Annotated in this window: 24 protein-coding genes and 1 pseudogene; 9 read left to right on the forward strand and 16 right to left on the reverse strand. The window is 42.3% G+C overall.

Annotated features, from left to right (window positions below; all coding sequences use genetic code 11):
• The first annotated feature begins 17 nt into the window (after positions 1–17).
• Positions 18–1,325, forward strand: a complete 1,308-nt coding sequence (locus tag VB740_RS02980; RefSeq protein ID WP_323198592.1) for a mannosyltransferase family protein — start codon at positions 18–20, stop codon at positions 1,323–1,325.
• Between the two features lie 31 nt (positions 1,326–1,356).
• Entirely contained in the window at positions 1,357–3,288 is a 1,932-nt protein-coding gene (locus VB740_RS02985; protein WP_323198593.1) for a DMT family transporter, read from the forward strand.
• A 56-nt stretch (positions 3,289–3,344) separates the two neighbouring features.
• Here VB740_RS02985 and VB740_RS02990 read toward each other — a convergent pair whose 3' ends face one another.
• Entirely contained in the window at positions 3,345–4,883 is a 1,539-nt protein-coding gene (locus tag VB740_RS02990) for a glycosyltransferase family 39 protein (RefSeq protein ID WP_323198594.1), read from the reverse strand.
• A gap of 250 nt (positions 4,884–5,133) precedes the next feature.
• Here VB740_RS02990 and VB740_RS02995 point away from each other — a divergent pair, with 250 nt between their 5' ends.
• Both VB740_RS02995 and VB740_RS03000 read left to right on the forward strand, forming a co-directional pair.
• Positions 5,134–6,375: a DNA cytosine methyltransferase gene (locus tag VB740_RS02995; protein ID WP_323198595.1), complete on the forward strand. Its 1,242-nt coding sequence runs from the start codon at positions 5,134–5,136 to the stop codon at positions 6,373–6,375.
• Entirely contained in the window at positions 6,348–7,325 is a 978-nt protein-coding gene (locus VB740_RS03000; RefSeq protein WP_323198596.1) for a Bpu10I family restriction endonuclease, read from the forward strand. The genes VB740_RS02995 and VB740_RS03000 overlap by 28 nt, the downstream gene beginning before the upstream one ends.
• Before the next feature lie 72 nt (positions 7,326–7,397).
• Here the strand turns inward: VB740_RS03000 and VB740_RS03005 are convergent, their stop codons facing one another.
• The 8 genes from VB740_RS03005 to rimI form a co-directional block, all read right to left on the reverse strand.
• A complete protein-coding gene (locus tag VB740_RS03005; RefSeq protein WP_323198597.1) occupies positions 7,398–7,667 on the reverse strand; it encodes a hypothetical protein in 270 nt (89 codons plus the stop codon).
• A complete protein-coding gene (locus tag VB740_RS36720) occupies positions 7,615–7,776 on the reverse strand; it encodes a DUF6972 family protein (protein WP_416289099.1) in 162 nt (53 codons plus the stop codon). The genes VB740_RS03005 and VB740_RS36720 overlap by 53 nt, the downstream gene beginning before the upstream one ends.
• Before the next feature lie 86 nt (positions 7,777–7,862).
• Positions 7,863–8,690, reverse strand: coding sequence for a hypothetical protein (locus VB740_RS03010; RefSeq protein ID WP_323198598.1), 828 nt, complete (start codon positions 8,688–8,690; stop codon positions 7,863–7,865).
• Positions 8,691–8,924: 234 nt separating this feature from the next.
• Positions 8,925–9,194 (reverse strand): type II toxin-antitoxin system YafQ family toxin, encoded by a 270-nt coding sequence (locus VB740_RS03015; protein WP_323198599.1) that lies wholly within the window; start codon positions 9,192–9,194, stop codon positions 8,925–8,927.
• Entirely contained in the window at positions 9,194–9,400 is a 207-nt protein-coding gene (locus VB740_RS03020) for a hypothetical protein (RefSeq protein WP_323198600.1), read from the reverse strand. The genes VB740_RS03015 and VB740_RS03020 overlap by 1 nt, the downstream gene beginning before the upstream one ends.
• Before the next feature lie 67 nt (positions 9,401–9,467).
• Positions 9,468–9,740: a hypothetical protein gene (locus VB740_RS03025; protein WP_323198601.1), complete on the reverse strand. Its 273-nt coding sequence runs from the start codon at positions 9,738–9,740 to the stop codon at positions 9,468–9,470.
• A gap of 212 nt (positions 9,741–9,952) precedes the next feature.
• The gene (locus VB740_RS03030) at positions 9,953–12,421 is read right to left on the reverse strand and encodes an ATP-dependent Clp protease ATP-binding subunit (protein ID WP_323198602.1); all 2,469 of its coding nucleotides are present in this window, start codon (positions 12,419–12,421) and stop codon (positions 9,953–9,955) included.
• 544 nt (positions 12,422–12,965) lie between these two features.
• Positions 12,966–13,517: a ribosomal protein S18-alanine N-acetyltransferase gene (rimI, locus tag VB740_RS03035; protein ID WP_323198603.1), complete on the reverse strand. Its 552-nt coding sequence runs from the start codon at positions 13,515–13,517 to the stop codon at positions 12,966–12,968.
• A gap of 92 nt (positions 13,518–13,609) precedes the next feature.
• Here rimI and lysA point away from each other — a divergent pair, with 92 nt between their 5' ends.
• The 3 genes from lysA to VB740_RS03050 all read left to right on the forward strand — a co-directional run bounded on the left by lysA (position 13,610) and on the right by VB740_RS03050 (position 16,790).
• Positions 13,610–15,019 carry a diaminopimelate decarboxylase gene (gene lysA / locus VB740_RS03040; protein WP_323198604.1) on the forward strand — a complete coding sequence of 470 codons (1,410 nt, stop codon included), beginning with the start codon at positions 13,610–13,612 and terminating at the stop codon, positions 15,017–15,019.
• A gap of 101 nt (positions 15,020–15,120) precedes the next feature.
• Positions 15,121–16,044 carry a diadenylate cyclase CdaA gene (gene cdaA, locus VB740_RS03045; protein ID WP_323198605.1) on the forward strand — a complete coding sequence of 308 codons (924 nt, stop codon included), beginning with the start codon at positions 15,121–15,123 and terminating at the stop codon, positions 16,042–16,044.
• Positions 16,041–16,790, forward strand: coding sequence for an isoprenyl transferase (locus tag VB740_RS03050; RefSeq protein ID WP_323198606.1), 750 nt, complete (start codon positions 16,041–16,043; stop codon positions 16,788–16,790). The genes cdaA and VB740_RS03050 overlap by 4 nt, the downstream gene beginning before the upstream one ends.
• A gap of 1 nt (position 16,791) precedes the next feature.
• Here VB740_RS03050 and VB740_RS03055 read toward each other — a convergent pair whose 3' ends face one another.
• On the reverse strand, positions 16,792–17,100 hold the full coding sequence (locus tag VB740_RS03055) for a type II toxin-antitoxin system RelE/ParE family toxin (RefSeq protein WP_323198607.1): 309 nt from the start codon (positions 17,098–17,100) through the stop codon (positions 16,792–16,794).
• Positions 17,097–17,369, reverse strand: coding sequence for a ribbon-helix-helix domain-containing protein (locus tag VB740_RS03060; protein ID WP_323198608.1), 273 nt, complete (start codon positions 17,367–17,369; stop codon positions 17,097–17,099). Before VB740_RS03060 ends, VB740_RS03055 begins: the two co-directional genes overlap by 4 nt.
• A 257-nt stretch (positions 17,370–17,626) precedes the next feature.
• Here VB740_RS03060 and VB740_RS03065 point away from each other — a divergent pair.
• Positions 17,627–18,205: pseudogene (locus VB740_RS03065) on the forward strand (N-acetylmuramoyl-L-alanine amidase family protein); the annotation flags it as partial.
• A gap of 43 nt (positions 18,206–18,248) precedes the next feature.
• Here the strand turns inward: VB740_RS03065 and VB740_RS03070 are convergent.
• From VB740_RS03070 to dnaK, 5 genes are all read right to left on the reverse strand, one after another.
• Positions 18,249–18,521, reverse strand: a complete 273-nt coding sequence (locus VB740_RS03070; RefSeq protein ID WP_069071493.1) for a DUF3143 domain-containing protein — start codon at positions 18,519–18,521, stop codon at positions 18,249–18,251.
• A gap of 37 nt (positions 18,522–18,558) precedes the next feature.
• The gene (locus tag VB740_RS03075; protein ID WP_323198614.1) at positions 18,559–19,080 is read right to left on the reverse strand and encodes a J domain-containing protein; all 522 of its coding nucleotides are present in this window, start codon (positions 19,078–19,080) and stop codon (positions 18,559–18,561) included.
• A gap of 222 nt (positions 19,081–19,302) precedes the next feature.
• Positions 19,303–20,127, reverse strand: coding sequence for a DUF3800 domain-containing protein (locus tag VB740_RS03080; protein WP_323198609.1), 825 nt, complete (start codon positions 20,125–20,127; stop codon positions 19,303–19,305).
• 100 nt (positions 20,128–20,227) lie between these two features.
• Positions 20,228–21,226 carry a DnaJ C-terminal domain-containing protein gene (locus VB740_RS03085; RefSeq protein ID WP_323198610.1) on the reverse strand — a complete coding sequence of 333 codons (999 nt, stop codon included), beginning with the start codon at positions 21,224–21,226 and terminating at the stop codon, positions 20,228–20,230.
• A 121-nt stretch (positions 21,227–21,347) separates the two neighbouring features.
• Positions 21,348–23,429: a molecular chaperone DnaK gene (gene dnaK, locus VB740_RS03090; protein WP_323198611.1), complete on the reverse strand. Its 2,082-nt coding sequence runs from the start codon at positions 23,427–23,429 to the stop codon at positions 21,348–21,350.
• A gap of 277 nt (positions 23,430–23,706) precedes the next feature.
• Between dnaK and VB740_RS03095 the strand changes: the two genes are divergently transcribed.
• Positions 23,707–24,555 carry a M28 family peptidase gene (locus VB740_RS03095; RefSeq protein WP_323198612.1) on the forward strand — a complete coding sequence of 283 codons (849 nt, stop codon included), beginning with the start codon at positions 23,707–23,709 and terminating at the stop codon, positions 24,553–24,555.
• Positions 24,556–24,698 lie beyond the last annotated feature (143 nt).

The raw sequence follows: 24,698 nt of genomic DNA on the forward strand, positions 1-24,698 counted from the left end.
TTGAAATACTCAAGCTTATGGTTAAAGTTCAGATAGTTAGAAAAAAAGTTTTATGGAAAAATGATTTCCTGTTTCCAGCAGCAATATGGCTTGCCAGCCGAATATTCATCTGGACTGTTATGTTCCTGGTTGCGCCAAAACTACCGTTACCAGCAGAAGAATTTGTACCACATTTTGGCTGGGGGGTTGTTGATGGATGGGATAGTATGCATTACCGAGCGATCGCTACTTCTGGATATGAATTTGTGAATGACGGCAAGCAACATAATCTCGCCTTCTTTCCCCTGTTTCCCATCAGCATTTGGGTTTTTATGAAGTTGGGCTTACCCTTTGAATTAGCAGGTACGTTAGTCAACAACTTGGCATTTTTCGCAGCGCTTTACTGTTTGTACTTTTGGATCAAAGAGCATTATGACATCAATGCAGCGCAGTGGACTACTGCTGTGGTTTCTTTGTATCCATCTTCCATGTTTACGGGGGTGATTTACACAGAAGGGCTGTATTTGTTTTTGAGTACGGCGGCTTTGCGGGCATTTGATCAAAAACAGTATGGCTGGACTGCTCTTTGGGGAGCAATGGCGACAGCAACACGTCCTACAGGTATGGCACTAATTCCAGCATTTGCGATCGCAGCTTGGAAAGAACGCCGACCAGCCATTGCCTATATTGCTGGTTTTGCTACTGCTATTGGCATACTTCTATTCAGTTTGTATTGTGCGATTTATTTTGGTAGCCCTTTAGCATTTATCGAAGCACAGAAGGGATGGCGACCAACTCTGGGGTTTGATTGGCAGGGTTGGTTAAATATGCTGATGCAAATTGTAGTTGGCACAGAAAATTGGCAATATGGTTGGATTCAAAAACCATCTGGCGGAATTCAAGACCCCTGGTATCTCTTGTTGTTTAGCGTAATTGTTGCCAGTAGCTATCTTTTATGGCGTTTCCGTCAACGTTTTAGGTCTTTGAAATTATTCTATGGTTTTTATGCTTTAGTCTTATTTTTGTTGATTCTGGCGAATGAAGAGTGGATTAATAACTTACTTAACTTGTTCATGGTCTTGGGTGGTGGCTATGTGTTGTGGCGCTTACACACGCAACTAACGCCAGTGACAGTTATTTACGGGTTTTGTGGTATTGGTTTGCTGCTAGCCTCTGGAGGTACTATCTCTTTGAGTCGTCTCGCCTACGGTATTGTGCCTCTAAATATAGCCATTGGTGTGCTGCTCTCTCGCCATCCTCGCCAAGGATATTTAATATTAGGGGCTTTTGTGACATTACTAGCCAAAATAGCTGTAGGATTTGCCCAAGAGCGTTGGGTTGGTTAGAGAGTTTGATCCTATATATTTAAATTTGCGAATGAATGTATCCAATCAAACGAAGATAGCGATCGCTTCATTATTTGTAGGTGTAGGTGCAATTTCTTTTGGCTCTATTTTTATGAAATTGAGCGAAATGGAACTTAGCCCGAATGCCACTGTATTTAATCGCTTTTGGCTGGCTAGTGTGGTTTTCTTGCTCTGGCATGGATACAAGGCAATACGGCAACGATTTTCTTCAGACAAATCTGTAGATCAGCAGACCTACACCAGCCAGGATCTGCTGCTATTTTTAGGTGCTGGTATTCTTTGGGCTGCTACTTTAGGCTTTTTGGCTTGGTCGCTGACTCAAACTAGCGTTGCGATTTCTAGCGTGTTGCATAACCTCGCGCCAATATTTACTAGTTTAGGGGCGTGGCTGTTATTTCGTGAGCGTTTTGAGAGCCAATTCCTGATTGGGATGGTCATCGCGCTTGGGGGAGCGATCGCCATTGAATTTGAGGAACTGCAAATCGCTACAGGCGAAGTTCAAGGGGGGTTTGCTGCGATCGTTTCTGCGGTTTTCTTGGGTGCATACCTGCTAATCGTAGAAAAATTACGAACCAAATTTTCTCCCGCCACAATCCAGTTATGGATCTGTGCGATCGCGGCTTTAGCCATCTTCCCCATACTTTTGTTCACTCAAGATCAGGTTTTCCCCTCTACAGTCAGTGGGTGGCTTTGGGTCATTGCTCTAGCTTTGATTTGCCAAGTTTTAGGTCATGGGCTTTTGACTTATAGCCTTGCCAGATTTTCCTCTGTGGTTGTCTCCTTAGTGCATCTATTAGAGCCAGTATTTGGTGGCATTTTCGCTCTTATAATATTTTCAGAAAAATTAACTTTCTCAAATTGGGTAGGTTTTGCTGTAGTTTTAATGGGTTTATACTTAGCCATATCTAGCCAAGCTACTCTTAATTTGCCGTTGCAGGAATCTGTCAAAACTATAATTAACACTTTCGTTAAAAGTATGACGCTAAAACTGTCATTACTAAAGCAACAATTCTCCGAAACACCAGCTTTATTAGGAGCTATCTCATTATTTGTTGCCCTAATTCCCATATCTTTAGCACCATCTCTGGCAAAATTGTGTCAACAAGAAATTGGTGCAAATGCTGTGGGATTTCATCGCAGTTGGATCGCCGCAGTCGTCTTTGGTTTGTGGAATGGATTTGAAGCTTTGCGCCGCCAACAATCTGATCATCAACCTATAGAACAAAAGCCTTTTACAAAACAGGACGTGTGGCTGTTATTAGCAATGGGAAGTGCTGCAACTACCTCCCTATTGTTGTGGGCTTGGTCGCTAAGTCAAACTAGCGTTGCTAACGTGGCTTTACTGTCTAATTTGAACCCCTTATTTGTTGCTGCGGCTGGGTATTTGTTATTAGGTCGGCGCTTCGATAACAGATTTGTCATTGGTATGGTCATAGCGCTTTTAGGAGCGATCGCCTTTGAATTTCATAAGATGCAATTTGCAACTGACCAAATACTTGGTGATGCGCTAGCATTTTTAACCGCGATTTTTATTGCCACCTATTTGCTGCTGATAGAACAACTCCAAACCCGATTTACTACCGCAACTATAATGCTCTGGCGTTGTGGTGTGACTACAATGTTTCTCTTGCCTATCCTCCCATTCATCGAAGAGAGATTATTTCCCTATTCTTGGATGGGGTGGTTTTTCATCATTTTTCAAGCTCTCTTCTGCCAAGTGTTGGGTCAAGGACTTATAACTTATAGTCTCAGCAGACTCTCATCAGGCATCGTCGCCGTTACCCTTCTTCTCAATCCAGTCCTGTCTTCGATTTTTGCTTGGTTCATTTTTTCAGAACAGGTAGGTTTGTTTGACTGGGTAACTTTTGCCGTAGTTTTAGCGGGTATCTATCTAGCGCAATCTAGTCAATTCACAGTTCAAGTAACGAACGAAGGCTCGTAGTAAAGAAATCAAATTTCTCTTTGCCTTTTACTTTCTAAGATATCCAGATGTTTAACTTATGGTGAAATCAGTGTAAATCCTTTAGCTGTTCCTATGATTTTACTACCAGTTAAATCGATTTGCTGTAAAGCCGCATCGTCTAATAGCAAATAAGATTTCTTAGATAACATTTGTTGTAAAATTGGCACAGTCGCAGCAGTTACCTTGTGATCGCTATAAAAGTCCAAGCTCGGACGATTATAAGCAAAAGAAGTGTAAATTTCTTTTCCTGGTGGAACATTTGCTCGAATTAAGTCCGCGACTGGTTTAACTGGGAAAGCTTCATTTAATTCCCAAATCCATGATTGCGAACTCATCAACAGTACTAAAACTAAGTACATCCCAGAAAATAACACTGGAATAAAGTTGCGATCGCGCTGTTTAACTAGCCATGCTGCGATGCCCATACTTATTGCTAAAACAATACTCATGACTATTAAAATAGGTTCTTTTTTAATAAAAAAGTAAACACAACCTCCTAAACCAGCAATAGAAATAATAGCCAGAAATATTGTCAAACTTCGTCCTTTAAAATGGTCATCCTGCCAAATTTCGCTAAGTTTAGCACCAATTGCTAAAGCTAAAAAGGGATATACAGGCATAACATACCACGGCAGCTTAGTTCTCATTAAAGAGATAGTTAATAAATAAACAATTGTGCCAATAATTACTAGGAGACCCCAGGTTGTTTGACGTTTTTTCCAAGCTAGATAAAAACCTCCAGGCAAGAACAATAACCAAGGACAACTATACTTAATTATCTCAATTAAATAGTACCAGGGAGGGCCACTATGACCTTCAACAGATTGTGTAAGGCGAGCAAAAGTTTGTGCTTGAAAGTTAACTTGGAAGAAATTTCCCCCATAATATTGCCATTGAGCAGCAAACCAAGCGATCGCAGGTATATTTCCTAAAAACAGTCCTACTAATAAATAGGGGCTGGTTAACAAAGCAAACTGCCGATCTGCAATGAGAAATAAAAGAGCGATCGCTCCTAGCGGCAAAACCATCATCCCTTTAGTGAGAGTGATTAACCCTAGACAAAATCCCACACCGAGAGCATACAGACGATTTTGACGCGCTTTTAACAAACAAAACAACAACAGCAAAAAAAAGGTAATAGTTGCACCATCTAGCATTGCTAACCGTCCGTGACGCACCACAGGCAACATCGTCAGGTAAACTAAAGCGGCAAACAGAGCTGGTAAACTTTGTTTAAACAGCAAACATCCCACCAAGAACAGTAAAGGCACTCCCAAGGCAGTTAACACTGCACCCGGTAAACGTGTTGTCCACTCATTCACCCCTCCGATGGAGTAACTCCAGGCAATTAGTAAGTGCATCAGGGGTGGCTTATTATGATAAGGTTCACCTCCCAAGGTGGGGAAAAGCCAACGCATTGAACCAAGTGGGGCACGCCAAATTTCACGGGCAACCTGTGCCACAGTACCTTCATCCCAATCTCGTAAAGGGGAATTTCCCAAAAATATCAGCCATAAAACTAGAGATATTACCAGTAGGCTAAATAAGCATTCTTTTTCTCGGAATAGACGCATATAAAATCGGGATAATCATCTCAAAGGCTGTAAGGCGGTATTTTACCCCAGATTATGCAATGGAAGTTTGGTGACTTTTTAAAAAAGGCGTTTATATGGTGCGATCGCTCAAAATGCCAGAATACTAAAAATTACTTATAGCCAGGATACTTTGACTAAAACAACTATGTGGCAGGTTGACAAAGCGATACAAACGTATGATCTTAGAGTGTTTAGAAGGTAAACAGATGAGTAACCACATTAAGAGTCTATGCTAACAGCACGACCTATCACTATTGATTTGTTTGCTGGGGCTGGCGGTTTTGGTCTAGGTTTTGAGATGGCAGGTTTCTCTGTTCCTTTATCCGTTGAGATTGATGCCTGGGCTTGTGATACGTTGCGCCATAACCGCCCTAATATGACAGTTATTCAACAGGATATTCGTTATTTAAACACTGCAAGTAGCGTTAAGGATATCTGTCCCTTCAAGCCGGATATTGTTATTGGTGGGCCTCCATGTCAAGGCTTTAGTATTGCCGGGCCAGCACAAAAAGATCCTAAAGACCCTAGAAATAGTCTATTTATTAACTTTGCTGAGTGGATATGTTTTCTCGAACCTAAAGCTTTTGTAATGGAAAATGTTAAAGGTTTACTTTCGCGCAAAAATATTGAAAGTAGAAAAGTAACAGATATCATTAAAGAAACTTTTAAAAATCTCGGATATTTTGTAGAAGTCTGGTCATTAAATGCTGCTGAATATGGTGTGCCACAAATTAGGGAGCGTATTTTTATTGTTGGGAATAAAACAGGAAAAGAATTAGGTACTCCTCCAAAAACACACTCCTTAGATTTATTGCATATAAATAGCTCTCAATTATCAATATTTGCCTGCATGGGTCTACTTCCTGCCATAAGCTTGTGGGATGCTATATCAGATTTACCACCACTGAATGCACGTGAAGGTGAAGAAGAACAACCTTATATTTCAGAACCTCTCAATAACTATCAACGCTGGATTAGAAATGACAGTAAAACACTTTACAATCATGTTGCAATGGATCATTCCCAGAGACTTGTAGAACGCTTCAAACATATTAAATGGGGTGAATCAAGTTCAGACGCACCAAAAGAACATGGGGCTAGACGGCGTAGTGGAAATGGTGAGTTATCTGAGATAAATTATGACCAAAATAACCGACGTTTAAATCCATATAAACCATCACATACAATAGCAGCTTCATTTTACGCTAATTTTCTTCATCCTTTTCAGCATCGCAATTTGACAGCCCGTGAAGGGGCACGTCTTCAATCTTTTCCTGACACTTATCGTTTTCTAGGGAAGAAGACTGTTGTATCTCACAAATTATTACATCGAGAAGAGAGATTCGACGAGAAGTTTCTTTGCCAGTACAATCAGGTAGGTAATGCTGTACCACCTATTCTTGCTAAAGCGATCGCACTTCATCTTCAAGAGAAATTAGAGCTATGCCCAAAAGCGATCGGAACCCTTTAGTTCACGGCTCTAATCTTGAACAAAAGGAGAATCACCGGACAAAATACAGAGATGTTGATAGTAAAAAATATCTCACTGAAATTAGAACTGAGTATGATACGTGGCGTTCAGCTAATCTCGAATTAGTTGGGCCGACATCAACACCTACTGCTCAAGATGACGCAATTATTGCTACTAGGGTAGAACTTCTATCAAAATATAAGGATTTTTTAGATCAGCAGCACTATGCTGAGAAGTTTGATTCTAGATCGAATCTTCACTCTAGCGTGCTGGAGGAATTTCTCTATTATCTGTTTAAAGATTTAGTCAGAGACTTTGGAGAAAATGCTCTCATCGGCAAATCACATACGTTCAAAGATATTTTCTTTGTGCCGCCAAAATACTCTGAGATGCTGAAGCGACCGTATGCACGTATTGAAAAGAAAGATCATGACTTTGTAATTGGAGCCACTATTCAAGTATCATTTGAAGCAGCAACCCCACCGGAGAAAGATGAAAATCCTGGTGAAATACTCCCACTTCTTAAAGAGGAACCGGAAAACTACTCTGAAGTTACAGTTACAGGAAACACCGAAACGCATATTTTCGATATTCCAGTTGTTGCAATTGAATGTAAGACATATCTGGATAAAACTATGCTCGAAGGTTCATCACGAGCAGCAGAGGACTTAAAGGCAAGAAATCCAAACAGTTTATATGTTGTACTTATGGAGTGGATCAAGCTGACCAGTGATGTCAATCTTCGCAAGTACAAGGTTGACCAAATTTACGTACTACGTCAGCAAAAAAACACTGACCGAGAATTTAGATATGAAGAAAAATATGTTAAAAATTCAATTAATCCAGTTGTAGTTCAACATCTATTCTATAAAGTGCGGAAGCATCTGAAAATGGATTGGACTGGCGGAATTGAACACGGCATAGAGCGTGGATGGCTAATTGACGAGTAGCTACTGACCTTAGTCGGTGTTTGTGATTTACGGAAGTGTCTCAATCATATTATCTAAAAACTCTTTAGTAACTTAAACTAACGCAGTAGCTAAAAGCCTACCTTCAATTGGTTCATACTCATCTTCTAGTAACCATAACTTGGCTGCATTATAGTCATTACTAGAAAATACAATTTTATAACCCTGCGCCGGATCATAAACTTGACAGTTATCTTCACTGTCGCAAAGCAATAAAAGAATATATGGAGGCGATAACATGGGATCTATCCATACTTGTGTAAATTCCCAGTTATTCTTCACTCGGTCTTGTGCAGAGGATGACGTGGTATTGGTCGTCTGCATTGATTTTTATCTCCCCATAGTAAAGTAGAATACGGCTACCATCTGGACTGATTCTATAACCTATTGGTTCATCAATAAACATCCCATAACGGTCATATCCTCTAATCATTCCGGTGAACGATACCTGAAATCAGATGCGAAAAACGATCGCATCTTTGTTGGTGCATCTTAACTCTCAATAAAATGCTCCAACTTTTACCAAGGGTTTATATTTAAATGGACTTCAGAAAGATTATTAATCACCGGGATAAATTGTCCAGAGTCAACATGATACTTTGCTAGCATATTCTCTAAATCATCATAAAATCGCACCTCGATTCCACAAGCGTGAGAAATCCACTGAGCGTTATCAAAATATTGTTGTATTGAGAAATCCTGAGCAGGATAGGTACAACACCAAGCTGACCATCCAATTGTCCTCCAGCGATAGCCTTCAGCATTGAGCAAGTCTCTTATTGCGTAAGTGCCGTTTTGCTCAAGGTCAGGTGTGGAATTCAAGTTGTTTTGTACCCAAGATTGCACATAATTTAACTTTTCAGTTTGGTACTCTTGAAATGATATGTATTCAGTACATTCAGCTTGATAGAAGTTATCAACATTAAGGAAATTTTGCTCAAACTGGTTTTTTACTTTTTCAAGTAAAATCTGTTTTTCTGCTTTCCATTTTTGTGCATCTTTTGCTTCTTGCTCACTTCGGACTAATTCAAAAATTTCTTGACGAGAAATAGGAGGTGAGATATTGCTAAATTTCCTAATAAATTGTTCTTTTTTATATCTAAAAATTAATCCATCTCTATATTCTACCTCGATTGACATTTCTGATGTTTCTAGTTCATGTACTGCGTAAACTTTTCCCTGAGTATAATATTTTACTCCTGATATGTTTCGTTTTTGATCTTTATATTTAACTTCTTCTTTAAGGCGACTAACTTCTTTTTTATGCAGCAGTCTCCAAAATTTATCGTTATCGCCAATTGCTTTGACAAAGCTTTGAACATTGTCAATCTGTAAATTATTATCCATACTCTCTGCTTTACTCTTACTCAACTGTTTGCAGCGACTTAAGCACCTATTCTCAGTTTTCCCGCAGACAGAGCATAATTAACAGCGAAGCAAAAATTATAGAAGAAATAAGGTTAGATTCATCTGCTGTTTGTGTTTTTGTCGTATTGATAGACAACAAAAAAACGGTAGATAAGTTTTGTCTTCTACCGTTTTTTAAATATTGATTTTTCTCTGCTTATTAATAGATTTTACCTAGTAAACATCATCGTGACTACCAATATCTACAAACACAACATCCCCATCATCTGTAAAGTAAAAAACTACTCTTTCGTCATAATCTACACTAAAACTCCATAAGTCTTTAAGCTTACCTGACAATTTGTGAGTTTTCAAACCCTGGTCAAATGGATCTGCTGTAAACTGCTCCAACTTTTGCCAAAATCGTGCTTCTAAATCTACATTCCTTTGAATTCGCTTTTTAAAAGCACGTTGAAATGAAGAACTGAAACTTACTTTAATCATCACTCTTCTATCAGTTGTCTCAGTTCATCCATATTTGAGGAAAACTTTAGTTCACTATTTTGCTGTTCTACTTGCGCCGTCTGAAAATTTTGATAAATCTCTTCACGCCTTTCTTCTCGTAGATACTGCTGCAATAACAGTTGAATTTCTAACTTTTCTTCGCTGGAAAGGCTTTTAATTGCTTCAACTACATCACTGAAGGTCATAACTTAGAACACCTTTTAGTGCTTATCAGATTAAGTTAACATGGTAACGATAAAGCTAGACTATAAATCACCGATAATCGCGCTCCATGTCACCACTGAAGGAAACAGCGACTTTATAACCAATGCGAATACCAAAAAGTTGAGCAAATGGACGTTTATTACGTAAATATCGTGCCGATTCTAAGCCTGTTTTATTAATTCCATATTCACCTGTTTCTATATCGATAATCACCATTTTACCGATGTTTTCTTCTCGTTCCACTTGTTGACGAATGCTATTTTCATATAATTCTTTCGCACGTCGTCCAACTTCTTCGCGGCTTAAAAGTATGCTTTGCACGTTCTTGCCCTTTGTTCATTTTGTATCCTAATTCTACTACCAAGCTATAATACAAGGCGATTTAGTGAACGATATACTACCGCAGACCAAATGCTACTAGATCCAAATTTGAAGCAGTTAATGAATATTCAGTGAATAAAAAACGGTAGAGCAATTAATACTCTACCGTTTTCTAATTTTCTATTTGAGACTTAAATCCCAAACCCTAAATCTTACTCAACACCTTGGGGTAACAATTCCCGACGCTGTTGAGAACTAACTTGCACAACGCCATTTTCATCCACATCAACAAGGGCTGTATCGCCATCCTTGATACGACCAGACAGAATTTCTTCTGCTAGGCTATCTTCTAACAGGCGCATAATTGCCCGACGTAATGGCCTTGCGCCGTAGCTGGGACTGTAACCTTCAGTGATCAAACGATCCTTGAAGCGGTCTGTGACTTCTAAGGTGATACCTTTTTCCGTCAGACGACCAAATACTTCCTTGAGCATAATTTCGGCGATTTGGGTCACTTCCGGCTTGTTCAACTGACGGAAGACGATAATTTCATCGAGTCGGTTGAGGAACTCTGGACGGAAGTACTGCTTGAGTTCTTCGTTCACCAAAGAGCGAATCCGGTTGTAAGTTGACTCGCTGGCATCTTCGGAGAATTCAAAGCCGATACCGCTACCGCCTTTTTCAATTACCTTAGAACCAATATTGGAAGTTAAAATCAGCAAGGTGTTCTTGAAGTCTACCGTGCGACCTTTGGCATCAGTTAACCGACCGTCTTCCAAAATTTGCAGCAGCATGTTGAATACATCGGGGTGGGCTTTTTCGATTTCGTCGAACAACACCACGGTGTAAGGACGCCGCCGCACGGCTTCAGTTAGCTGACCACCTTCGTTATAGCCAACATAACCTGGAGGGGAACCAATCAGCTTGCTGACGGTGTGACGCTCCATGTATTCGGACATATCTAAGCGGATCATCGCTTCTTCGGAACCGAAGAAGTAAGCAGCTAAGGACTTCGCCAACTCGGTTTTACCTACACCAGTAGGCCCAGAGAAGACAAAGCTAGCTATGGGTCTATTGGGATTTTTCAAACCAACACGAGCGCGGCGAATTGCTCGTGAAACTGCTTTCACAGCTTCGTCTTGACCAATTAAACGCTGATGCAAGGTGTCTTCCATGTGCAGCAGCTTTTCAGATTCAGATTCGGTGAGTTTGTTCACCGGTACTCCAGTCCAGGAAGCGACAATGTGAGCAATGTCTTCTTCTGTAACTACAGGTTCTTCACCTTCTGTGCCTGTTGCATTGGTCTTGCTTTGAGCGATCGCTCGGATTTCAGCTTTGATTTCCATTTCGCGATCACGCAATTCTCCAGCTTTGTCAAAGTCTTGAGAACGCACCGCGTCATCTTTTTCTTTTAATATCTGACGCAGTTCTTTATCTAACTCTTTGGCTGCGGGTGGCAGTTGGGAGTTAATCAAGCGCACCCTAGAACCAGCTTCATCAACTAAGTCGATGGCTTTATCTGGGAGGTAGCGATCGCTAATGTAACGGTCTGATAATTTCGCCGCCGCTACCAATGCTTCGTCGGAAATTTTCAGTTTGTGGTGTTGCTCGTAGCGTTCGCGCAAACCATATAAAATTTCAATTGTTTCATCAACTGTAGGTTCGCCAACCATTACTGGTTGGAAACGTCGCTCTAGCGCTGCATCTCGCTCGATGTGCTTCCGGTACTCATCTAGGGTTGTAGCACCGATACACTGCAACTCACCTCTGGCCAAAGCTGGCTTGAGGATATTTGCTGCGTCAATAGCACCTTCTGCTGCACCCGCACCAATTAAGGTGTGTACCTCATCAATCACGAGAATGACATTACCCGCCGAGCGGATTTCATCCATGATTTTTTTCAAGCGTTCTTCAAATTCACCCCGGTACTTGGTTCCTGCTACGAGCAAACCAATATCCAAGGTGACGACGCGTTTATCTTCGAGGATGTCAGGGACATCTTTGGTGGCAATGCGTGAAGCTAAACCTTCAGCGATCGCTGTTTTACCAACCCCTGGTTCCCCAATCAGCACTGGGTTATTTTTTGTTCGGCGACCCAATATCTGGATCACTCGCTCAATTTCTTTAGCGCGTCCCACCACTGGATCGAGCTTATTGTCTATTGCCATCTGAGTCAGGTTTGAGCCAAATTCATCCAGAGTCGGGGTTTTTGTGCGCCCGGATGAACCGCCTGGTGAAACTTCGGCAGTTTCTCCCAACATGCGGATGACTTGGGTTCTTACCTTAGATAGATCCACACCGAGGTTTTCTAGCACCCTGGCTGCGACGCCTTCCCCTTCGCGGATTAGGCCCAACAGCAGATGCTCGGTGCCAATGTAGTTATGCCCCAGTTGGCGTGCTTCTTCCAAGGAGAGTTCTAAAACTCGCTTTGCCCGTGGCGTAAAGGGAATTTCCACAGCAACAAAGCCTGATCCCCGTCCTATAATTTTTTCAACTTCAATTCGGGCATCTTTGAGATTGACGCCCATTGATTTCAGCACCTTTGCAGCCACCCCAGTGCCTTCGCCAATCAGACCCAAGAGGATCTGCTCGGTTCCAACAAAGTTGTGACCTAAACGGCGGGCCTCTTCTTGGGCCAGCATGATTACCTTAATGGCTTTTTCAGTGAAGCGCTCAAACATGGCTTTATCCCATCATCTGCGGTCGTGCCGGTATGCTGATTTTAGCACAGGCAAAGCTTTTGGATGCCTGTATAACAGATTATAGACATCCTGAAGCTATGACTTGAGTTGATGGGCTAATTGTTAACTATTGACTACTTTTATCTGGCTAGTGTACTGAGGAGCTTTAGTTCACCAGCCTTTTTGGGATTTATTACAAACAGTTCACTGCTTACATTGAGAGTTTATTCACTCAATCCCAAACATTTATATTTAACATATATATTTTTTAATATCAAGTAAAAAGATTTAATATATACTTTGATTATAGGAAACGTTTTTTAGATAAGATATTTAAATAAAATAAATACGACAAAGTTACATTTTTTTGCTGAAGCCGATCGCAAGCCCCAATAATTCAAAATTAATCATGCCCAACTCATGTAAGGCACAAATAAACCTAACCATATAACAAAATATAAAAATTTACAAACCCTTCCGATTGCTTCACTTCTCTTGGCTTTGTTCGCAATCACAATAGTTATAAATTTTCTCGCCTACCTACTTACTTAAAAAGCAAGTGCCAAGAGGATTTTTCGAGGCGATCGCTAACAATGGAATACCATTGGTCTAAAGTTGCTTGAAATTTGCGCTGTTGTAAATCTGGGAGCCAAAGGATTAGAGCATCCTCATCGTTATCTTGGTAGTAACGCCGCCGCCGCCCAGCTGTTTTGAAGCCAAATTTTTGATATAAAGATATTGCCGCCAAGTTAGAAGCTCGGACTTCGAGGGTAGCTCGCTCCATTTTGCGATCGCAAGCTGTCTTAATGAGTGAATATAATAAAGCCGCACCCATTCCTTGACGGTGATATTGAGGATGAACCGCCAAAATTGTAATGTGAGCTTCATCTAAAATTGACCAAAAGCAACCCATTCCTAGCAAACTTGTGCTGGAGGAGGGAGAAAATAAACCGAGTAAATCGCTGTTGGGACTATCCAATTCTCGTTTGTAGCCGTCCAGAGTCCAAAGTCCGCCAAAACAAGCTTGATCGAGTTCCAGAATAGCACTGAGATTTTCTAATGTCAGTAATTTAATTTCTAAGTCTAATGAGATCACATTTATTGAATAACGTTACAAACCCTTTGTACACTGGGAATCGGGAGACAAATTCAAAGCCCGTAATTTGAACAAGGAAAATTTTTATAGTTATGGTATCGACTCACCCCACTGGGGTTCAACATTCTGGAAGTCAATATTTACCTCAAAGGCACGACACCAAGGCAAATCCATCGCCCAATCAGGAACTTTTACCCTTAACTGCTAGAGTCCATAATCATGACTCCCTGAAAATTGGTGGGTGTGATGTTACAACCTTAGTTGAGCAGTTTGGTTCACCTTTATATATTTTAGATGAAGAAACCCTGCGTTCGGCTTGTCAGCAATATCGAGATGCTTTTAAGCAATACTACAAGGGTGAATCTCAAGTATTGTACGCCTCAAAAGCTTGGAATTGTTTAGCAGTTTGTGCGATCGCAGCATCAGAAGGTTTAGGAATTGATGTTGCATCAGGCGGTGAACTTTACACCGCGCTGCAAGCAGGTGTAAATCCTGAGAAAATCTATCTTCATAACAACAATAAATCTCGTGAAGAACTGATTTTTGCCACTGAAGTCGGTTGCACTATTGTCGTGGATAACTGGCACGAGTTACGCACTTTGGTAGAAATTGTTGAAAGTGCAAATTCAACCACCGTACAGCCTCGATTCTTGTTGCGCTTGACTCCGGGTATTGAATGTCACACACATGAGTATATCCGCACGGGGCAACTAGATAGTAAATTTGGCTTTGATCCAAATGAGTTAGAGGAATTATTTACTTTTGTCAGCAAAAAGTCTTTCCTTAACTGCGTAGGGTTACATGCTCATATTGGTTCCCAAATTTTTGAACGCCAACCGCATCGAGATTTAGCAGCTTTGATGGTAAAGTGGTTACGTGATGCGGCGAAGTATGGTTTACATTTGACAGAGTTAAATGTCGGCGGTGGTTTAGGGATTAAGTATATAGAATCAGACGATCCCCCTAGCATTGAAGAGTGGGTGAAGCCGATTTGTGAAGTGATCCAAGAAGCTTGTGCAGCTGAAAATCTGCCTTTGCCGAAGTTACTGTGTGAACCGGGGCGATCGCTAGTTGCTACAGCTTGCGTCACTGCCTATACTATTGGATCATCCAAAGTTATCCCAGAAATTCGTACCTACGTAGCGATCGATGGGGGAATGTCTGATAATCCCCGCCCGATTACTTATCAATCAGTTTATCGGGCAGTTGTTGCCAATAAAATGTCTTCTCCTTTAACCGAAACAGTCACAATTGCTGGTAAACATTGTGAATCAGGAGATATTCTGATTAAAAATGCTCTACTCCCAAAGACTGAACCAGGAGATATTCTCGTAGTTATGGGAACTGGTGCGTACAATTACAGTATGGCATCTAACTACAACCGCTTGCCCCGACCGGCAGCAGTTGTAGTGGCGAATGGCGAAGCAAATTTAATTTTGCAACGTGAAACTTATCAAGATTTAATTCGGCAAGATCGCCTACCAGAAAGACTGAAAATGTAGTCATTAGTCCTTGGTCATTAGTCATTAGCCAGGAACTAGTGACCAATGACTAATGACTAATGACCAAATGTAATTAGAGGCAAAAGTGTAATCCAGATGTCATGAGAGATTGGTGGAAGCAATGGCTGATAAACCTGGGATGGTCACAGTCCTTGCTACTTGGGACTCTGGATATTGTGTTAGTGCTGGCGCTGACTTACATGATACTAGTTATTATTAGTGAGCGCCGGACACTGTGGATGGTGCGAGGATTCATTATCTTAATGCTAGCCTCAGCACTAAGTGGCAGACTAGGACTACCTCTGCTCAGTTTTGTACTAGAAAAATTGGTAATTGGTTGTGCTGTAGCGATGGCAGTTGCTTTACAGTCAGAGTTTCGACGGTTTTTAGAACAATTGGGGCGTGGCGAATTCCGCCAGCTATTTCAACCCGATCGGCTGGCAATTCCCAAATCTGATAGTGTAATTGATGAAATTGTTGAGGCTGTTAAAGAATTGTCAAAAAACCGCATTGGAGCTTTACTAATTGTGGAAACCACAGGGCCAATTGATGAGCGAGATTTCTCTGTGCCAGGAGTAAAGCTAAATGCGGAGGTTTCTAAAGAACTAATCCAGACAATTTTTCAGCCGAAAACTTTGTTACACGATGGAGCGACATTAATTCGTGGTTCACGAATCATATCATCGGGTATAATCTTACCACTTTCGGGACGCACAGCCTCGCGCCAGTTGGGAACACGCCACCGGGCGGCAATGGGAATTACTGAGCGGGTCGAAAATTGCATTTGTGTCGTTGTATCTGAAGAAACGGGTTCTATTTCCTTAGCGGAACGGGGAACCCTAAATAGACCACTAACGATTAGGAAGTTGAAAGAGTCATTAGAGGCTCTTTTGTCCCCAACCGTGGATAGGGAAGCTGTTGCTCCTGGTCTGTTAAGTTTTGTTCATCGGATAGGTAGGAAGGCACTAGCATTGGGTTCACGTTTACTCGGATTACCATCGACCGCTTCTCGAGATAAAAAATGACAGCACAACAAACTAAACTGCAAGATTTGCCTACTGACTTAAAACGAGAACTATTGCCCCAGCACGTTGCAGTGATTATGGATGGCAATGGTCGATGGGCTAAACGTCAGGGTCTACCTCGGATTATGGGTCATAAGCGAGGGGTAGATTCTCTCAAAGATTTACTTCGCTGTTGTCAAGATTGGGGAATTCAAGCGCTCACAGCTTATGCTTTCTCAACGGAAAACTGGAAAAGACCGCAGGAAGAGGTGGATTTTTTGATGACTCTGTTTCAAAGAGTTTTACGCCAAGAATTGCGGGAAATGGTCGAAGAGAATGTTCAAATTAAGTTTGTGGGAAATTTGCAGGACTTGCCGCGATCGCTCCAACAAGAAATATCCCGTTCAATGGAAGAAACTAAGGATAATCGGGGTATCCGATTTTCAGTAGCTACTAATTATGGCGGACGGCAGGAGATATTACAAGCTTGTCAAGCGATCGCAAAACAAGTTCAACAAGGTCTGCTACAACCCAATGAAATTGATGAACAGGTGTTTGAGAGCCACTTGTACACAGCAGGAGTTAGTGACCCCGATTTGTTAATTCGCACCAGTGGAGAAATGCGCCTCTCAAATTTCCTTCTCTGGCAAATGGCTTATGGAGAAATTTACATCACTGATGCTCTTTGGCCCGATTTTGACCGGGCTGAGTTTCACCGCGCCTTATGTGCTTACCAACAACGCGAACGGCGATTTGGAAAAGTGTAAATCAAGAATCAGAGTCGTGAAATAGGGCTTTGATATCTCGATAACCACTGACAACACGAAAAATCTCCACATCTTGCACTATGGGCATGTAGAGGATGAGGTAATTGTCTATTGAGAGGCTACGGATACCAGGTAAAATTTCATCACGCTGTCGTCCGAGACGAGGGAACTGAGCAATTTGGGCAAATTTCGCGTCCAGCTTACTTAAAAAATCCTCAGACTGAGCCAAGCCAGATTGTCTAGCAATGTAATCCGCTATCTGCTCAATGTCTTGAATTGCGGGTTTGGTAAGGCGAAATTGTGGTGTCATGCTTCGTCTGAAACACCGTAGCGCGATCGCACATTGGCGCGAATTTGAGCCATTGCAGCTGAACCATCAACAACTTCGCCCTGCGCGGATGCTTCCCACCCAATACGCGCTTCTTGTTGCAAGTCTTGTAGTCGTCCTTGATAGATGTCTTCTTGCTGTTCCAGGAGTTTTATGCCTGCAAGAATAACTGCGATCGCGTTCTGATACTTACCGCTAGTGATTTGGCGTTGAACTAGGGCTTCTACTTCAGGTGGCAGAACGATTTGCATAGATTTTTGTCAAAGTAGGAGTAACTTTAATTGTAAGCGATGTCTATCGACAAGCCGCTACGCGTCTACGCTTTGGATGGGCGTTTTTGTGAGCTATACCTACTTTCAGTAAAACAAAAAGCTTTTCCCGATTGTTCATTTTATACATAGCAGTGCAAGCTGATTTCATATAGGAGTCTATATCAGTGAAACCAATTTTAGGTTTAGCGATCAGTTGCATATTCATTTCTTCACCAGCTTTTGCACAGGTACAATTACAACCATTATCTGGGATCAAGATTTTAGTTAACCCAGGACATGGAGGGCAAGAAACTGGCGTGGCTGGGCCAACAGGATACTTAGCTAAAGATGTCAGCCTGACAGTATCTAAGTTGCTGCGTGATGAACTGGTTTTAAGAGGCGCGTTAGTAGTGATGACGCGAGAAGATGACAGAGAACTAGCTTTGTCTGTTCGCCAAGCCATGATCGAGCAACAACAACCAGCGATCGCTCTCACTATACATTACACAGCAGTACCTGATGACGGAGATGCAGAGAATACCAAGGGCATTAGAACTTTTTGGTATCATTCCCAAGCCCATAACCTAGCCGTTTTTCTCCACAATTATCTAGTTAACCAGCTAAGGCGTTCATCAATGGGAGTGTTTTGGAATAACTTGGCGCTAACTCGTCCCTCTACAGCACCATCAGTGGTAATGGAACTGGGTTTTATGACCAACCCCGAAGAATTTGAATGGATAGCCAACGCCGATGAACAAAAAAAATTAGCGCGAGTCTTGGCAGATGGTGTTGTTGAGTGGTTTCAGGGTGCAATCACTTTGCGATCGCTTAAGTAGCTCGATGTAAAGTTAACTGGAGAGGATCGTACTCAGCAATTCTTTATGGCCCAGAAAACACCGCTTGTTCTACATCATCCCGACTAAGAGAATACTTGAATGAACGTTGGATATCTTGCCCATTTTCCCCAGATTGGACATATCGCACTACGATTTGCTCAACATCGAGCCATAGTTCAGCTTTCCAACTAGGGCGCTGTACATGCCAGCAATGCCTCTGGGTGTCGTCTTGTTGACAACCTTGGTCTTTTAGCCACTGCTCAATTTGTGGCAGTGGATGATTATATAAAGGGGTATCAGAGGGAAGAAGAGGCATAGGGATTGGGGATTTTTGATTTTGGATTAGGAAATTTTTAGTTTTTAATTACTATACGGGTAATTAGTTGAGACAGATAAGTAATTTGCTGTTGTACAGATGAAGTTGGCTGTAGCAAAGGCGCTTGGAAAGCAGCCTCACCACGAGTTAAACCAATGGCAACTGCTAGTAGCAGACAACCTACAAATGTTAACACCAGCATAAATAAAGCAAAAATTTCGCCAGATGAGAGGGGGCGATCGCTAGGATCGAGATAAGCTGATTTTGACCAGTCATGATGCGAGACGGGACGGTTCAAGTCAGGGGGTGGTTGAATCACCGCAAAGCGAGAATAGCCAATTTTGGAATCGTAGCTTAATCGGCGTTCTGGATGGCTAAGGGTTGCGTAGGCTTCGTTGATTTGCTGAAATTTGAGAGTGGCGATCGCAGTAGGCAAATCTGTAGTATCAGGATGATAGCGTTTGCTCAATTCCCTATAAGCACGACGAATGTCCATTACCGATGCCGAGGGATGCAGTCCTAGCAGGGAGTAATAAGTTGGTTTACTGCTTTGTGGCATTGCCCCGTTGTGATTCACAGCTGTTTGAGTCACCTTGCAATCAAGTTTTTTCTAATATTGTAAACCTCTGCCCATTCCACAGAGGAAAAAATGGCTGCTGAGATTCTGGCATCATGCCCAAGCCTTTTATCGGTGAGGACTTGAATGGTTGTATTTATATACTGTACAATAGTATTCAGAGGGGCGAACGTCGGCTTCATGCCGTGTGTCCGAGTAGAAATTCTACTTAGACCTAGCCCCTTTTAGCTTTTCAAGAGTTAATATATTGCGATCGCCATACCATTCTCCATAAGGTTTGTTGCGATTATCGTCCAAGTCCATAATGAGTCTATATTTGTTTGCAAGGGGCAGAAAAAACTGGTCATCGTCGCGTTCATAACATCGCTGGACAGCCCACAAGTAATAGTCGATGACTTGTAAACCAGCAACCTCAGATGGATAAGTAGGCTCAATGATAATTGAACTATTTGAACTAATTTTCCATTGAGACTCAAAGTTTTTCTGAGCTTGATTGATAGCTTGTTCCAGTGCTTCTTCGCGTACTGCCTTACCGCGTCTAGCAATAGCAATATGGATAACATCTGCTTTATGCAACAGATTTTTGAACACCCGTGTTATGAGATCGTCATAAATTGCGTTCTGCTGAAGCTTTGTACCTAAGGTCTTAAAGTTTGCTTTTGCTGATTCTGCCATATCAGCTTTACTCCGAATTGCAATGAGAACTTTGATATCGAAAGACTGCATCAGTTCAAAAACCTTTTCACGAATTTCGGGATGGTCGTCCTTGGCGTGAAAGGTAATCGCAGTCTTTTTCGCTTCAGGTTGCATGGAGGGAATATTTTTGAAGCGAGGATGAGTCATCAAGCTGGCGCGGAGTGCATTCAGTTCCCAGGTAACTTGTTCTGGATCAGAAATTTGAGCAACACCAACCATGAAAAATTTAGATGCTCCAGGTTGACCTACGATGATGCGTCCCTTTTTATCGAAGAATGTAAGATCACCTGCTTCGTCAACAAAGTAGTGACGAAATTTAATTTCTGCTGACATCCACTGGAAAATAAGCTAGATTTGACCTATTTTAAGTCAACCTGAGATAATAGCCTTTAATTGTGCGATCGCTTCATCTTCAACAGCATTGGCTTCATCTTTAACTCAGTAAATCAGCACGGGGTTTAAAGGTTTCAATTTGCCGTAACTTTTCGTACAGTTCTCGTTCTTCTTCACTAATATTTTTCGGGGTAACTATTTGAATTTCCACTAATTGATCGCCACGTTTACCGTCATCGCTGGGATAGCCTTTATTTCCTAGCCGGAATTTTTGACCAGACCTAACTCCTTGAGGGATGGTCATTTTTACAGGGCCATCCAAAGTTGGTGCTTCTACCTGTCCTCCCAAAACTGCCTCAGTGGGAGTAACTGGTACTTGGCAGAGGATATTTAAACCATCTAGCTTAAATAATGGATGAGGATTAACGGTAATTTTCAAGTATAAATCACCACCACCAACGCCTTGGTTCCGTAAACGGATGGTTTGACCTGTTACCATACCTGGTGGCATATTAACTTCTAGCGATCGCCCATCTTCCAAACGAATGCGTTCGTTACCACCTTGATAAGCTTTTTCTAGTGGAAGCGTTAATCTGGCTTCTATATCCCGGCGGGTAGTGCGAGGTGGAGTGTTAACGGTGTAGGCAACTTTTGTTCTGGGGGAACGAAACGGATCGCTAGTAGTATTGCCATTATTGGACTTACTTGCGCCACCCTTATTTTTGACACCGATAACTTGATTAATAAAGCTTTCAAAATCAGAGAATTGGCTTGGATCTACATCCTGATTGCCGTTGCGATCGCTAGGGTTACTCTGCCAGGTTTTAGCTTTTGGCGCTTGTTTATTGCCCGCAAAGCCTTTTTGCTTCCAGTAGCGGCTAAACTGGTCGTATTGCGATCGCTTGGCTGAGTCTGAAAGGACTTCATAAGCCTCGCCGATATCCTTGAATTTTTCCTCCGATTCTTTGTTACCCGGATTGAGATCGGGGTGATATTGCCTTGCTAACCGCCGATAAACTTTTTTAATTTCCTCGCCAGAGGCGTCTTTAGATACTCCCAAAATCTCGTAGTAATCTCGAAAGTTCGGCAAATTTTGCATAGTTAGTTGTTTAAATTTTAGATTTTGGCTTAATTAAGAGTAGAGACGCGATTAATCGCGTCTGTACAGGAGTTAGGAGTTGAAAGATTTAATTTTTAACTCCTCACTTTTATTAGGAGTATTACAACCAATCATTGTCTTCTTCATCATCCCAGTTATCTTGGTAGCTGGGACGGGATTTGCGTGGCGGACGGCTTTGGCTTTCGTATGAGGAACGACTGTCTCGGCTATAGTCTCTGCCATAGTCTTTACCGTAATCTCTGCCATAATCCTTACTGTATGAGTCGCGTTCCCGATATGTATCTCTGGGAAAGTCGCGTTCTTTATCTTTATCACCAGTAAAGATGTCACGGATTGTACCAAACAAGTCGTCATCTTCATCTTCAGCATAAGTTTCCCTGACCTCCCGATTTAGCTCATAGAGAGCATCTTGCAAATCGGCGTAGGCTTGGTCAATACCGCGATCGCTATTTTCCTTAAGACTCTCTTTTAAGTCTCGACAAATATTATCAATTCTTTGGCGGCGGTTTCGGGCAAACTGCATACCAAATTCTAGTGCTACTTCTCTAAGCTGTCGTTCTGCTTGGAAAATCAACGCCTCTGAACGAGTCCGCTTTTCTACCCGTTCTTTACGTTCGCGATCAACATCGGCGTATTTCTGAGCATCCTGAATCATTCGATTCACTTCTGACTCGTTCAAGGTGGAAGCGCCTTGAATAGTGATACTCTGTTCTCGCCCAGTAGTTCTATCTAAGGCTGTTACCTGTAAAATCCCGTTAGCATCAATATCAAATGACACCTGAACCTGGGGAATTCCTCGTGGCGCTGGTGGAATGCCATACAGCTTGAAACGTCCTAAAGACTTATTGTTTGCTGCCATTTCCCGTTCGCCCTGGACTACGTGGATTTCCACAGTATTCTGGTTATTTTCGGACGTGGAAAAAATGTCAGAACGACGGACTGGGATAGTAGTATTGCGGGGAATAAGTTTTTTCATTACGCCGCCAATGGTTTCCAATCCCATAGAAAGGGGTGTAACATCCAAAAGCAGCACATCTTTGAGTTCGCCTGCGAGAATTCCGGCTTGAATTGCTGCACCCACTCCCACTACTTCATCAGGGTTGACGTTTTCGTTAGGTTCTATGCCAATTAAATCTCGTACTAGCTGCTTCACCATTGGCATCCGTGTAGAACCGCCAACTAACACCACTTCTTCAATGTCCCTGGATGAGAGTCCGGCATCTTTGAGGGCGCGTTTCACTGGTGTCCGCAATCGCCCCACCAAATCACCACACAAGCCTTCAAATTGAGAACGCGTTAGACGAGTTTCCAGGTGTTTGGGGCCTTCCTGATCGGCAGCAATAAAAGGTAAGTTAATTTCGGTGACGCTGACAGCAGAAAGCTCAATTTTGGCTTTTTCCGCCGCTTCCATCAGACGTTGTAAAGATTGTCTCTCGCGTCTTAAATCTACCCCTTCGACTTCCAGAAATTGCTCTGCTAGCCAATCTACTATTACTTTGTCAAAGTCGTTACCACCAAGTTGCGTATCTCCGCTGGTAGCTTTAACTTCAAATATGCCATCGCCTACTTCTAAAATCGACACGTCAAAAGTGCCACCACCCAAGTCAAATACTAAGATAGTTTCCGTGTCGCCTCGATCCAATCCATAAGCTAAAGATGCAGCAGTTGGTTCATTGAGAATCCGCAGCACCTCTAAACCGGCAATTCTGCCAGCATCGCGGGTTGCTTGCCGTTGAGAATCGTTAAAATAAGCGGGTACTGTAATTACTGCCCCTGTCACAGGTTCACCCAAATAGCGACTAGCATCGTCGGCCAATTTCTTCAGCACCATTGCCGAAATTTCTTCTGGGGCGAAATCCTTATTAAGGCGGGGACAGGCAACTTTAATATTACCTACTTCGTCCTTGCGGATGGTGTAGGGTACACGCTTGGAATCTGGACTAAGTTCGGCATATTTGCGCCCAATGAAGCGTTTAACTGCAAAAAAGGTATTTTGGGGATTAAGGACGGTTTGTCGCCGTGCCATTTGCCCAACTACCCTTTCGCCTTCTTTGCTAAAGCCAACTACGGAGGGGGTTGTTCGCATTCCTTCTGCATTGGCAATCACCACCGGCTTGCCACCCTCCATAACGGCGACTACTGAGTTGGTTGTACCCAAGTCGATGCCGACTACCTTGCCCATGCGTTACTCTTCTCCTAAAGTGTCTTATATATTTATTATGATTGGGCGGAACTACCTCTAGCTTTGTGCTATTGGATGAAAACACCTCAATGGTATAATAGTCTTCATTAAGGCAGTAAGCTAAGAAGTGCAGCTAGAGGAGATAGTTGCAAGACTAGGATAGCATTGACGATGATTGGTGTGTCCAAGCAGCCTCAATTCTTGTTATCTGGCTACTTCTCTTTACGGTATCTGCAAGTTTGGAAATGCACCTTAATATTGCCACTATTTTAAAAATTTGAATTTAACACAGCGATTACAAACTTCCCTGACTGCGATCGCGCGAGAACGTGATCCTTACATGGCAACGGCTGGACATTTTTTTGTTCAAGAATACATCCGCCAGGAATTTTCTCAATGGGGGAGTGTGGAAATCCACACCTTTGAAGTCAGGGGTAAAGCTTGTAAGAACTTGATATTAAATTTACCCTCCCAAGCCAGACGGCAAAAAAAGGATTTGCCACCGATTTTAATTGGCGCTCATTATGATGGCGTTCCGGGAACAGTAGCGGCTGATGATAATGCCACCGGGGTGGCGGTGTTGCTGGAATTGGCGAGAAAGTTTGCTGCCCAAGCTGTAAGATATCCCTTAAGGCTGGTTGCTTTCGATATGGAAGAATATGGCTTACTGGGTAGCGCTGATTATGCAGCCCTGTTGCACGAACAAAAGCAACAGCTACGCTTAATGATTTCCCTAGAAATGCTGGGCTATACCGATTTTACGCCTGGTTCCCAAAATTACCCCCCTCCTCTGGAACGCTTCTACCCAGACAGAGGTGATTTTATTGCTTTAATTGGCAATTTACGGACATTACCCGATTTAATTGGCATGAGCCGTAATATTCGCAAAGCTGGCGTACCTAGTCAATGGCTACCTGTGCCAAATCGAGGTTTAATAGTTCCTCAAACCAGACTTAGCGATCATGCACCTTTTTGGGATTTGGATTATCCGGCAATGATGGTGACAGATACGGCATTCTTGCGAAATCCCCATTATCACAAAGCTAGTGATGCGATCGCTACTTTAGATTTAGATTTTCTTAGCGGTGTATGTGAAGGGTTAGAAATTGCGATTCGGCGGTTGTGAAAAATATTAGATATCTCCAAAACTTAAACGTTATCCAAAACCCTTGTAGAGACGTAGCAGTGCTACGTCTCTACATTCTGTTTCCCCATTCCCCATTCCCCATTCCCCATTCCCCATTCCCCATTCCCCATTCCCCATTCCCC

It is taken from the genome of Nostoc sp. UHCC 0251 (assembly GCF_034932245.1).
In the GTDB taxonomy this organism is placed as follows: Bacteria; Cyanobacteriota; Cyanobacteriia; order Cyanobacteriales; family Nostocaceae; genus Nostoc.